The sequence below is a fragment of the Flavobacterium sediminis genome, from assembly GCF_003148385.1.
Classification (GTDB): domain Bacteria; phylum Bacteroidota; class Bacteroidia; order Flavobacteriales; family Flavobacteriaceae; genus Flavobacterium; species Flavobacterium sediminis.
Genome location: NZ_CP029463.1, coordinates 882120 through 894541, shown reverse-complemented (window position 1 = coordinate 894541; position 12422 = coordinate 882120). Strand labels below are relative to the sequence as shown.

12 protein-coding genes and 1 pseudogene are annotated in these 12422 nt (G+C 33.8%); 7 read left to right on the top strand and 6 right to left on the bottom strand.

Translation table 11 applies throughout. The annotated features are described in order from the left end of the window. Positions 1-59: 59 nt before the first annotated feature. Positions 60-911 carry a glycosyltransferase gene (locus DI487_RS04275; protein WP_109568570.1) on the bottom strand — a complete coding sequence of 284 codons (852 nt, stop codon included), beginning with the start codon at positions 909-911 and terminating at the stop codon, positions 60-62. Between the two features lie 86 nt (positions 912-997). Between DI487_RS04275 and DI487_RS04270 the strand changes: the two genes are divergently transcribed. Together DI487_RS04270 and DI487_RS04265 are read left to right on the top strand one after the other, a co-directional pair. Then, positions 998-1870 (top strand): glycosyltransferase family 2 protein, encoded by an 873-nt coding sequence (locus DI487_RS04270; protein ID WP_109568569.1) that lies wholly within the window; start codon positions 998-1000, stop codon positions 1868-1870. Further along, positions 1870-3324 (top strand): lipopolysaccharide biosynthesis protein, encoded by a 1455-nt coding sequence (locus DI487_RS04265; RefSeq protein WP_109568568.1) that lies wholly within the window; start codon positions 1870-1872, stop codon positions 3322-3324. The genes DI487_RS04270 and DI487_RS04265 overlap by 1 nt, the downstream gene beginning before the upstream one ends. 6 nt (positions 3325-3330) lie before the next feature. Here the strand turns inward: DI487_RS04265 and DI487_RS04260 are convergent, their stop codons facing one another. The 3 genes and pseudogenes from DI487_RS04260 to gcvP form a co-directional block, all read right to left on the bottom strand. Then, positions 3331-4389 (bottom strand): 3-oxoacyl-ACP synthase III family protein, encoded by a 1059-nt coding sequence (locus tag DI487_RS04260; protein ID WP_109568567.1) that lies wholly within the window; start codon positions 4387-4389, stop codon positions 3331-3333. Positions 4390-4524: 135 nt separating this feature from the next. Further along, positions 4525-4896 carry a group III truncated hemoglobin gene (locus tag DI487_RS04255; RefSeq protein ID WP_109568566.1) on the bottom strand — a complete coding sequence of 124 codons (372 nt, stop codon included), beginning with the start codon at positions 4894-4896 and terminating at the stop codon, positions 4525-4527. Between the two features lie 124 nt (positions 4897-5020). Next, positions 5021-7863: pseudogene (gene gcvP, locus DI487_RS04250) on the bottom strand (aminomethyl-transferring glycine dehydrogenase). Between the two features lie 469 nt (positions 7864-8332). Here gcvP and DI487_RS04245 point away from each other — a divergent pair. The 5 genes from DI487_RS04245 (at position 8333) to DI487_RS04225 (ending at position 11331) form a co-directional block, all read left to right on the top strand. Continuing rightward, positions 8333-8680, top strand: a complete 348-nt coding sequence (locus tag DI487_RS04245; protein WP_146193363.1) for a hypothetical protein — start codon at positions 8333-8335, stop codon at positions 8678-8680. A 1-nt stretch (position 8681) separates the two neighbouring features. Next, complete coding sequence (locus DI487_RS04240; protein ID WP_109568564.1) at positions 8682-9191, top strand: hypothetical protein; 510 nt, start codon at positions 8682-8684, stop codon at positions 9189-9191. Between the two features lie 5 nt (positions 9192-9196). Next, positions 9197-9988 carry a hypothetical protein gene (locus DI487_RS04235; protein ID WP_109568563.1) on the top strand — a complete coding sequence of 264 codons (792 nt, stop codon included), beginning with the start codon at positions 9197-9199 and terminating at the stop codon, positions 9986-9988. Next, entirely contained in the window at positions 9985-10389 is a 405-nt protein-coding gene (locus tag DI487_RS04230; RefSeq protein WP_109568562.1) for a thiol-disulfide oxidoreductase DCC family protein, read from the top strand. Before DI487_RS04235 ends, DI487_RS04230 begins: the two co-directional genes overlap by 4 nt. Positions 10390-10512: 123 nt before the next feature. Continuing rightward, positions 10513-11331, top strand: coding sequence for a UbiA prenyltransferase family protein (locus tag DI487_RS04225; RefSeq protein ID WP_245896531.1), 819 nt, complete (start codon positions 10513-10515; stop codon positions 11329-11331). 1 nt (position 11332) lies between these two features. On the opposite strand, the gene DI487_RS04220 is transcribed toward DI487_RS04225, so the two are convergent. Both DI487_RS04220 and DI487_RS04215 read right to left on the bottom strand, forming a co-directional pair. Beyond that, positions 11333-11854, bottom strand: coding sequence for a hypothetical protein (locus DI487_RS04220; protein WP_109568561.1), 522 nt, complete (start codon positions 11852-11854; stop codon positions 11333-11335). Next, positions 11847-12419 (bottom strand): hypothetical protein, encoded by a 573-nt coding sequence (locus DI487_RS04215; protein WP_109568560.1) that lies wholly within the window; start codon positions 12417-12419, stop codon positions 11847-11849. Before DI487_RS04215 ends, DI487_RS04220 begins: the two co-directional genes overlap by 8 nt. Between the last annotated feature and the right edge of the window lie 3 nt (positions 12420-12422).

Sequence of the window (12422 nt, the reverse complement as noted above, 5' to 3'; positions counted from 1 at the left end):
ATTTGAAAATTTGAAAATGATAAAATCTTGTTTTTCAATGTTCCTTATGACCTGATCTGTTAATGCAACAACTTTTCTTTCATTTTCTTCCAACGATATTGTCTGATAAATTTAGCTTGTTCTTGGTTGACTAATAATGGCTTTTTATCTTTTTTAGCTTTCCAAAACCCGTTGAGGTAATCTATAAAAAGGAATGGTTTTCCTTTTCGTAAAGCTAATTTCAACGATGCAATTGCTGTAATTATAAAACCATAACCTAAAGAATAAAAAGCTTCGCCTTGTTTGTAGCGGGAGGATTTGTTATAATTAGCACCGGTGGGTTTTAAATGTTTGACGTGCAGGCTTTCGTCTGTTGTAACTTGCCAACCGTAAAATTTACAAAGTAGTTCATCTACAGTGTCCCAACCCATAGCGGGTTTTAGTCCGCCAATTTGTTCGAAGCATGCTTTGCGATAGGCTTTAAAAGCACCACGGATATGATCTTTATCAGTTAAGTTCTCTAAAATCCATTCTCCGTTTTTTTCTATATAAGCAAAACCGCCAACCATTCCTAATCTTGGGTCAGATTGAAAGTGTTTAACAATCATTTCAAAGTAGTTCTCGGGAAAAATCAAGTCGGCATCAGCTTTTACAATGAAATCATAATCGGTATCCAGCGTTTCCAAACCTTTGTTAAAAGCTAAAATAACTTTACTTCCCGGTAAATGTAATGCTTCAGAAGAATTATTGATCAAAGATAGCCAAGAGTATTTCTCGGAAAATTGATCTATGATGTCTTCTGTGTTATCCGTAGAATTGTCATTGACAACTACCACTTTGCTCGGTAAAACGGTTTGGTTTGCCAAAGATTCTAGTGTTAATCCAATCAGATTAGCTTCATTATGAGCCGGGATGACAATGTAAAACTTCATAGAAAATGGTAATTCAAAACAAAAATAAGCAATTAAGAGGTTACAGCAGAAATATCTTTATTTTTGTAGAGAAAATAAAGTTTTGCATGGATATAAAGGTTGCTGTTATTTTAGTTACATATAATGGAGAAAGATGGCTTGAAAAATGCCTGAAATCTCTGCAAAACTCTATTTTTAAGGTTCAGGTTATTGCAATAGACAACGCTTCAACAGACAACTCTATTTCTATTTTAAAGGAATTTGATTTTGTAGAACTAATTCAGTCAAAAGAAAATTTAGGTTTTGGTAAGGCTAATAATATTGGGATACATAAAGCAATAGAAGCTGGTTTTGAGTATCTTTTTTTACTAAATCAAGATACTTGGGTTTATCCGCAAACTATTCAGAATTTAGTTCTGATAGCGGATGGTAATCCAGATTATGGAATTGTAAGTCCAGTGCATTTTTCGGCAGATGAAAAGGCTTTAGATGCTAATTTTGAAATGTATTGGAATAGGAAAACTAAAGCTGTTTCTCAGGTTGTCGATGAAGTACCATTTATAAATGCTGCGGCTTGGCTGTTACCTAAACGAGTAATCGAAAAAGTAGGGTATTTTGAACCGATGTTCAGTCATTATGGAGAGGATAGAAATTATTCAGACAGGGTACACTATCACGGTTTTAAAACCATAGTGGTTAAAAATTCAGAAATTTGTCATGACAGGATAATTTCGAGAAGTTTTCAAAAAGATATCAAGCAATCTAAATATAAAATGTTGGCTGAAGTTTTAGATGTTAATCAGTCATGGTTAAAAGCATATTTTTCAGCTTTTCGTTCTGCTATTGGTTTGCCTAAATATTTCTCTAAATTCTATAGTTTGGAGCAAACTCTTTCGATGGCAGTTCAATTAGTGGGATATTATGTTTTGCTGAAATTACATTTTTTAACCATTTTTAAAGCAAGAAAAAGTTATCGTTAATGCAAGACGTACAATCACATAAACAGGCATTTTGGTTTACTCTGATTAATTATTTAGGGATTGCTATCGGAGTGATTTCTACGGTTTTTGTATATCCTAACGATAAAGATTTTTTAGGTAAAGTTGGTTTTGTAGATAGTATTGCGCAAATGTTGTATCCGATTCTGGTATTTGGCGGAGCACAAGCTCTGATTCACTTCTATCCGAATCTTTCCGATAATAATAAACGCCAGCTTTTTAAATACGGAATTTTTACGATTTCGGGAATTGGTATTGGAGTATTGTTGCTATTATTGTTAGGACAATTTCTCATTGACTGGGATCGTTACCGGTATTTATTTTTTGCCTTTCCGTTAGCTGTTGTGTCGGCATTTGTTGAATTGTTTAAACGGCAGGCAGCCAATTTGCAGAAAATTGCAGTTCCGACATTTTATGAGAAGATAATCCCGAAAATAGCCCTTCCGGTAGTTTTTGTATTGGTTTTACTCGGTTGGATGACAGAAAGTATAGCCATCACAACATTTATAGCCTTTTACTTTTTGCTCTTATTGTTGTTGAGTCAATATCTCTTTCGCTTTTTTTCAATCAGAGGAGAAGGGAGTTTCCAGGAACTCTTTACAGAAATTCCTAAGAAAGAATATTTAAGCTATTGTTTCTATACTTTTATTGGAAGCTTCGGTTCTTTTTTAGCTTTTAGAGTAGATGGCTTTATGATTCCGTTATTTTGCGAGTTTGAAGACAACGGGACTTATAGGATCGCTGTGAATTTGGCTTCGGCTTTGGCAATTCCTGCCACAGGATTATTTACAATATATGCTCCTCAGGTTTCAGCTTTAATTAAAAATGAAGATTGGAATACATTGCAGATGAAATATGTGGAAACAGCTAAAGTATTGTTTTTTATAGGGGCAATTGTTTTAGGCTGTGTTTTTTTGGGAATTGAATCGTTTTTTGAATTCTTGCCTACGGGACAAAAATTAATGGCTTCGGTTCCTATTATCTATGTTTTAGGAAGTAATGTGTTGTTTAATATGGCAACCGGCTTTAATTCGGAAATTATTTCGTATTCCAAATATTATCGTTTTAATATAGTTTCAGTGCTGATTCTGGTAGTTTTGAATATTTCATTGAATTGGTATTTCTTAACACAAACCGAAATCGGAATTTTAGGTGTGGCCATCGCTTCTTTTATTGCCATGGCACTTTTTAATATAGCTAAATTGATTTTTATCTATAAAAAATTTGGCATACTTCCGTTTGATAAAAGTTATGCCAAATTAATTTTAGTGTTGAATATTACATTTTTCGGAATTTATGCAATGCCGAAATTCGAAAATCTATGGGTGGATGTAGCTGTGAAAGTAACATTTTTTTTAGTAGTTACTTTAAGTTTGGTACTTCAAATGCAATTGATACCGGCGATGAATTTCTGGCTTAATAAATTTAGAAAATAATCCGGATTACATCTGGTATACAAAAGCATTGATGTTCATTCCGGCTCCTACTGAGGCAAACATAATAATATCACCTTTGTTAAGTTCATGTTTTTCCAGCTTGTTTTTGACCAATAGATCGTATAACGTCGGAATTGTTGCTACACTGGAATTTCCAAGTTTATGAATACTCATAGGCATCACTCCGTCTGGTGGCGTTTGTTTGTATAAACGAAAGAAACGTTGAATAATAGCTTCATCCATTTTTTCATTGGCTTGGTGAATCAATATTTTTTTGACTTTCTCTATAGGAACCCCGCTTTTATCTAAACATGCTGCCATAGCTTTCGGTACATTGCTTAATGAGAATTCATAAATTTTTCGACCATGCATTTTAATGTAGCGAACATCTGGATCCAGTTGTTTATCATAAGAATTGCCAAAGAATAAATAGTAAGCCTCATCATAGGTAAAAGTGGCTGATTCATGTGCTAAGACTCCACCTTCTTCTTCCGTTGCTTCAATAATAGTAGCTCCTGCACCGTCAGAATAGATCATAGAATCCCTGTCATGAATGTCTACAACACGTGATAGCGTTTCTGCACCGATCACTAAACATTTTTTTGCCATTCCGGCTTTGATAAAAGCCTGAGCTTGGATAACCCCTTCAACCCAACCCGGACATCCGAATAAAATATCATAAGCTACACATTTAGGGTTCTTAATTTTTAAACTGTGTTTTACTCGTGAGGCTAAACTGGGTAGAATATCAGATTGAATAGCACCTTTTTTTACGTCGCCGAAATTGTGAGCCAGAATAATATAATCTAATGTTTCCGGGTCAATTTTAGCATCATCAATAGCCCGTTGTGCTGCAATTGCAGCGATGTCAGACGACAATAGATCATCAGTGACATATCTTCGTTCTTCAATTCCGGTTATCTCTAAAAATTTTTGAGCAATAATTTCATTAGGTTGCGGAAATTGTGTTCCGTCTTCATTTAAAAAATTGTGTCGAGCAAAGTCTAAGTTGGTTACTTTTTCAGTAGGAACATAAGAACCTGATCCTGTTATTTTGATATTCATTTTTTATTCAATTTTAGAACAAGCCAAGTTAGTTATTTAATATGTATATAGGCTTTTTAAGGTGAAATATTTTGACATAATTGTCAAATTATTAAGATAAAATCATTTTTTTAGCATTTTGATAAAAAAAGTAAGTTAAGTAAATTTTATTTGCATCACTGTCGCCATACTTTGTGACATTGTTTTCATTTGTTCGGCTTTTGGTCCTGAAAAATATTCGTCTAAAGTAGTAAAAAGATGCTTGAGCCATGTTTTGTAATGCTCCCCGGAAAATGGACTTTGGTCGTGTACCTTTTTGTGTATTTCAATCATGTTTTTAAAATAGCCACCTCTTAAAAAGAGAGCTTGTTCCCAAAAAGTGGCTAATGTCTCAAAGTGCTCCGGCAGATGTTGGCTAACCGTTGTGGTTTCTGTAAAAAAATGTTTGATAGTATCATCAACTAAGAGCTTGTTATAAAATTTTTCCATGATTAGTAACAAATCTTCTCGGGTCTCAATATCTTTCATTTTAATTTATTTTTTCAAAAGTAATTAACAACTAGGGATTAAAAATTGATTTTTGTCATAAAAAAAGGTTTTAGGCAAACGCCTAAAACCTTTTACAGTGTTTATTTAGTTTTATATAATATTATTACATATATGCTTCAATCGGAGCACAAGAACAAATTAAGTTTCTGTCGCCATAAGCATCATCAACACGTCTTACCGTTGGCCAGAATTTGTTTTCAGCAATATAGTCTAACGGGTAAGCAGCTTGCTCTCTTGTATAAGGCATGTTCCAGTCGTTAGCTGTTAGCATAGCTAAAGTGTGAGGTGCATTTTTCAATACATTATTAGTATCTTCTTTACTCGCTGTTTCAATTTCTTTACGAATAGAGATCATTGCATCGCAAAAACGATCTAATTCCCCTAAATCTTCTGATTCCGTCGGTTCAACCATTAAAGTTCCGGCAACCGGGAATGAAACAGTCGGAGCATGGAATCCGTAATCCATTAAACGTTTAGCGATATCTGTCACTTCAATTCCTTTTTCTTTGAACGCTCTACAATCTAAGATCATCTCGTGAGCAGCTCTTCCCATTTCTCCGGAATATAGAACAGGATAGTGTTCCGTTAAACGCGCTTTCATATAGTTAGCGTTTAAGATAGCATATTTTGTGGCTTCTGTTAAACCTTCAGCCCCCATCATGCTAATATATCCATAAGAGATCAGACAAACTAAAGCAGATCCGTAAGGTGCAGCAGAAATGGCAGAAATAGCATGTTCTCCGCCAACTTTTATAATAGGATTGGTAGGTAAGAAATCGACTAATTTTTCGTTAACACAAATCGGACCAACACCAGGTCCACCACCACCGTGAGGGATAGCAAACGTTTTGTGTAAGTTTAAGTGGCAAACATCAGCGCCAATTGTAGCCGGATTGGTTAATCCAACCTGAGCATTCATATTCGCACCGTCCATATAAACAAGACCTCCATTTTCGTGAATGATGTTAGTGATTTGTCGGATAGCACTTTCGTAAACACCATGTGTAGATGGATAAGTAACCATCAAACACGCTAGTTTATCTTTGTTTGCAATAGCTTTTTCTCTTAAATCTTCTACGTCAATATTTCCTTCAGGAGTTGTTTTGGTTACTATGATATTCATTCCGGCCATAGCAGCAGAAGCAGGATTGGTTCCGTGAGCAGAAGCAGGAATTAAACAAACTGTTCTGTGATGGTCACCTCTTGACTGATGATACGCTCTAATCGTCATTAGACCCGCATATTCACCTTGAGCACCAGAGTTCGGTTGTAAAGTAGTTCCCTTGAAACCGGTAATTACATTCAGTTGATCCTCCAGTTTTTTCAGCATAATTTGATACCCTTCTGTTTGCTCAGCCGGAGCAAAAGGGTGAATGCTGTTCCAGTTTGGCATAGAAAGTGGTAACATTTCAGAGGCCGCATTTAACTTCATGGTACATGAACCTAATGAAATCATTGAGTGATTTAAAGATAAATCTTTGCGTTCTAATTTTTTAATATAACGCATTAATTGCGTTTCCGAGTGATGGTTGTTGAATACCTCGTGTGGTAAGAATGTTGAGGTTCTCATCAATTGGCTCGGGATATGTTCGGTAGAAGCTAATTCGTTAACAGTGAATATTTCTTTGCCTAAGGCTTCTGCAAAAATGAAAATAATCTCATTAATGTCTTTTAAAGAAGTTGTTTCATTGAAAGCTATAGCGATAGTTTCGTTGTCAATGTAGTAGAAGTTTACTTCTTTGTCTTCCGCAACGGTTTTTACTTTGTTAGCATCTGCTTTTACAACAATGGTGTCAAAATAAGCCGTATTTGTCTGGTAAACACCTAATTGATTCAAAGCTTCTGCGGTAGTAACTGCGGCAGCATGCGTTTTGTTTGCAATATATTGTAATCCTTTAGGTCCGTGATACACAGCATACATTCCTGCCATAACCGCTAATAATACCTGAGCAGTACAGATATTAGATGTCGCTTTTTCACGTTTAATATGTTGCTCACGGGTTTGCAAAGCCATACGTAGTGCTCGGTTTCCGTTAGCGTCAACAGTAACCCCGATGATACGTCCCGGCATAGAACGTTTGTATTCTTCTTTAGTTGCAAAGTAAGCGGCATGAGGACCGCCGTAGCCCATTGGGATACCGAAACGTTGCGTAGTTCCTACAACGACATCAGCACCTATTTCTCCCGGAGGAGTTAATTTTACAAGGGATAAGATATCAGCAGCAACAGCAACTTTTATATCTTTTTCTTTGGCTTTGGCAATAAAACCTGCATAGTCATAAACCTGACCGAATTTTCCGGGATATTGTAAAACAGCGCCAAAGAAATCATTCGTAAATTCAAAAGTTTCATGATCTCCTACAACTATTTCAATACCGATAGGAGTGGAACGTGTTTGAAGAACGGAAAGTGTCTGTGGTAAAATTTCTTCAGAAACGAAGAATTTATTTACATTATTTTTCTTTTGATCGCGTGTTCTTACGTCAAAAAGCAAGGCCATTGCTTCAGCAGCGGCTGTACCTTCGTCTAGAAGTGACGCATTAGCAATCTCCATTCCGGTAAGTTCAATGATCGTAGTCTGGAAATTCAAAAGAGCTTCTAAACGGCCTTGTGCAATTTCTGCCTGATAAGGTGTATAAGCAGTGTACCATCCCGGGTTTTCGAAAATGTTTCTTTGGATAGGAGCCGGTACAATTGTAGGGTGGTATCCTAAACCGATATAAGATTTGAAAACTTTATTTTTTGACCTAATTCTAAAATATGATTTGCATACTCATATTCAGTCATCGCCGGGTCTAATTGAAGAGGAGATTTTAGTTTAATGTCATCAGGTAAAGTTTCGTAGATCAATTGGTCTAACGAATCTACACCAATCGTGTCCAACATTTGATTTAGGTCAGCTTCTATCGGACCTAAGTGTCTCAAAGCAAATGCATCTGTTCTCATTAATCAATAATGTGTATTTGAAATTTGTGTTGTTTAAAAAGTAAGCAAATGTAATTATTAATCTTGTAATATTTAGTTTTTAAAAATTGATTTTTTGTGATTTTTTCAACTAAACGATGTTCTTATTAACACATTTGTTATTTTTTTTAAATATCTCTAAGTAGTAAGGATACTTTTAAAGAGTACAATGATATTCTTCAGTATTTTTTGTTTCAATAATGGAAAATACTCCGGTTCAACTTTATTTCGATTCTTTTATTGCTTTTGGATGTTATCGTTCTAATATTGAAATTGTTACCCCGTAGTTTTGACTGATTTTTAAAATCAGGTATTTGTACTATTATTTGGATTCTTATGAAGTGCTAGTTTTATGACTGTAATATTACAATTAATAAAAATGGAGCCAGAAACCATCTTAAACGGGGCAAAACCTGAAAAGCCATAAGAGTAGGGAACAAAGTAAAAAATTATGTCAAAATTATCAAAATCAGAGTTAGCAGCAATTGACCTAATGATTGCGCAACTAGAGGAAGAAGGAGCGCCAAGTTTTAAATCATTTATTTCATCGGTAGTGCATGCCGTGACTGATGTAGCGTCGGCAGCAACAAATGTTGCAACAAGCGCAGCTCATGCTGTTTCCGATGTAGCAACGGCTGCTTGTCCGGCTGTACAAGTAGCAGCGCAGGTGTGCCCTGCAGTAGCAGCTGCCGGAGCTGAGATCACTGAAAAAAGTGCATTAAATTCTATTAAAGAAAGCGGATTGGAATCAGTGTTAACATTGGAGCAATTGAAAGCAATAAGACAAAAGAATTCGTAATATGTTATTCTTATTACTAGTAGCAATGCTTGCCATATTTACTGTGGTAAGCATTCTTTATCAAATAAAGGGGCTACAAAAGGCGATACAAAAATGGGATAAATTCGGGTTGCTGCCTAATTATTGCTTTTTTGCACCTAATCCGTTATTGAATGATTACAGAATAGTTTTTAAAAGGATAAATTCGGAACAAGAAGAATGGGAAGAGGTACCTATTTATATGGAGTTTAAAATTGTTAAAATATTTTGGAACCCTTTTAAATATTATAACAAAGGACTAATAGATTCGTGCCATTTTCTGATCGATGAATTTAACGTTTTGGAGAATAAAAAAGGGATACAGTTCTCTGTTTTTTACCTAAATATTTTAACGCTCATATCTAATTTTCTTAAAAAGGAAAGAAATTATAAAAATGAAAGTATTGTGAGATTCAGTATCGTTTCTTCAAAGGGAATAAAAGATATTGCAATCGATCATGTGATGTTTGCATCTTATAATCAAATAATTTAAGAACAATGGAGATAAATTTAACCGTAAATACAGCATATACTATTAGTGTGTATATCCTTTTAGTTTCAACTTTTGTTTCAACTTTAGAACTTTCAAGTATTCCCGCACTCTATCTGGATTTTGTTTATCCTTCAATAAAAGTTAAGAATAAATATTCAAGATGGAGGGTTTTTAACTATGTTTTACTAAGTTTAGTTTTGCTTGCTTTTTTGTTTTTCTCTTTCGGGGAAATAAAATATTTTAAAATAACTTTTTTGCTGATTACAGGCGGAGTCTTTTATTTGTATAAAGTAAGGACGGTCAGTAAAGACGGGGCAGACCAAATGAGATTACTGGCCTTACTTTCTTTTTCTCTTTGTTTTCTGGTAGAAAATGAGAAAGGAATGCTTTTGTCAGTTGTCTTTGTCGGAGCTCAGGTTTTAATTGCGTATGCTACTTCCGGAATAGCAAAACTTTTGTCACCCAGTTGGAGAAAAGGAAATCTACTTTCAGGAATTTTGAGTACGTATTCTTATGGAATACCCGGGATTTCTTTATTTTTAAAGAAGCATCCTGTAATAGAGAAGTTAGCATCTCATTCCGCAATCATAACAATGATTTTGGTTCCGGTATGTTTCTTTATTCCTCAACCCGAATTCATCTATATCTCATTGTGTTGTATCTTTCTTTTTCATTTCAGTACGGCAGTATTAATGGGATTAAATGATTTTTTATTGACATTTCCTTTGACTTATCCGGGAGTGTTGATCCTTCATGGAATTGTACATGGATATTTAACAGTAGGACAATTATTATGAACCAGAAAGTTGTTTTTTTTGACGGAATATGTGCTATGTGTAATTATTTGGTTCTGTTTGTTTTAGAAAAAGATAAAAACAAGCAGACAAAATTTATTTCATTACAATCTCAAAGTGCAAAAGAGTTATTGGATAAGTATAAGGTTCAGTATAATGTTGAAGAATTGACAACGATATTTTATCTAAAAAATGAAACTGTTTATACGCATTCAGATGCTATTTTGGAATTGTTGATCGATATTAAATATTATAAAACAGTTGCAAAAATTTTTAAAAAGATTCCGGTTTCTTTGAGAAACGGAATTTATTCACTTATTGCAGATAAAAGATATTTCTGGTTCGGAAAAACAGAAGCTTGTCAATTATTAACAAAAGAAGAAAGAAGCAGAATAATTGAATGATTGGCTGTATTATAAAAGTACGTTTGTATAATGTAAACAGAGAAAAAAGCAGATGAATGACTGTTTGTAATTACTTTTTTAGCTAAATTATGTTCTTATTCACACATTTGTTATTTTTGCCGAATGCGTTTTTTACAGAAAGTACTCGATTTTTATATTGAAAGCAGTATTCATGTTGCTTTAGCGGTTTATGCCTTGATAAGGGTTACTTTTTTGAAATTGCACCTGCCTTATGACGAAGCTGTGGCTTATTTTGGTTTTTACGGAACTATTGTAGGGTATAATTTTATTAAATATGACGAATTAGCCAGAGTACGTCGGGTTCCTTTGACCAATCGGTTTAAAGCGATTATCGGTTTAAGTTTTTTGTGCTTTTGTGCAACACTCTACTATTTTTGGCAATTACAGTCCATAACAAAGTGGATAGGAATTGGTTCTTTGCTTTTAACGGTTTTATATACTATTCCTTTTTTTCCGAACAAGTCCAATATGCGAAATTGGAGCGGAATAAAAATCTATTTAGTAGCGATCGCATGGGTAGCCGTTACAGTTTGGCTTCCGGTGATCAATGCGCATTATTCTATAGACCTGATTGTAGTTTTAAAAAGCCTACAGCGCTTCATTTTGGTTTTTGTGCTGATGTTGATCTTTGAGATTGTCGATCTGCAATTTGACGAGTTGTATTTAAAAACCATTCCGCAGCAAATAGGAGAGAAAAGAACAAAATGGCTGGCTTATGGTTTATTGTTTCTTTTTGTTTTACTCGACTTTTTCAAACCTTATGTGTCAAAGCAGCAGTTTTTTGTAAATACTTTTTTTGCTTTGGTCCTAGGGATCTTTACTTTTTATGCCAATTCCAGAAAAAATAAATATTTTACGAGCCTCTGGGCTGAAAGCTTACCGATTTTTTGGTTGGTGATGTTGTTGGTTTTTGAAAGGTAGATTATATTATAATTTCAAAATGGTTGTTGCACTTATTGATTGCGGGAATTACATTTTTCCAACAGTAATTTTTGTTTTCACCTAATTCAAATTCGCCAAAAACAAAAATGTGTAATTTATCAATTCCTAATATTTTTAATTGATTAATAATTTTTTTGAAAAGCTCAATTTTAGTTAGTTGATCTTCATTTTTTAATAAAAGTAAATGAGAATAATCGATTGGTATTTTTATGCGAAGTTCAATAAAATCCTCATAAATAATAAATCGAAATTCTTCTTGAACTAATTCATATTTAATTTCAGGAATTAACAAGCTTATCCGTTCTCTTAAAAAAACTTTTTCAGTTACTCCATTTATAGAAATTGTTTTGTCGAATAAAATAGAACTACTATCATAAACCATTTCAATATTTAAATGTAGTTTTTGAGATAAATCGTTAGCTAAAGTTTTAAAATCTGAAATATTTAATTCATGTTTGCAAGTAATTCCAAGATGTTGATAGGTCTCTTCGAGGTTATTCATTTAATATTGGTGTCCAGTTTAATGTTGCTTCTATTTCTTTTCTAAAAAAAGTACTAATTTCAATAGGAGTTCTTCTTATATATTCTTCTGCTATTACACTTTTATTTCCTTTTAATTCTTTTAAATATTCGATTCTTCTTTCAGATTCGATTTGACGAATTATATCACCTTTATCATTTTTAATATTCCAATTTTCACCTAAATTTGTCCAAATCACAGCGTCAAAATCAGTATTTTTAATCCAATTTTTTATTTCATCTTCAAATCGGAATTTTGAAGAAAAAGTATCTTTATCATAACTTCCAATACTATTTCTTCCAGAACCTTCCCTAACTGCTAAATTTAAAATTGCTTCTTCCAAATTGTGATAATTTGATAAAGTAAATAAAACAGGAACTTTTGTGCCGTTTTCTGTTATAACTAAAGTTAATCTACCGTCTTTCGAAATTCTTGCAAATTCAATAGGCAAAATTGGACCATCTTTTTGCCAACCAAAAGTTTTGTTATATGCTAATTTTTTGGGTTGCCAAATTAAGGAACCCCAACCAAGGATTGCTATTTTCATTTT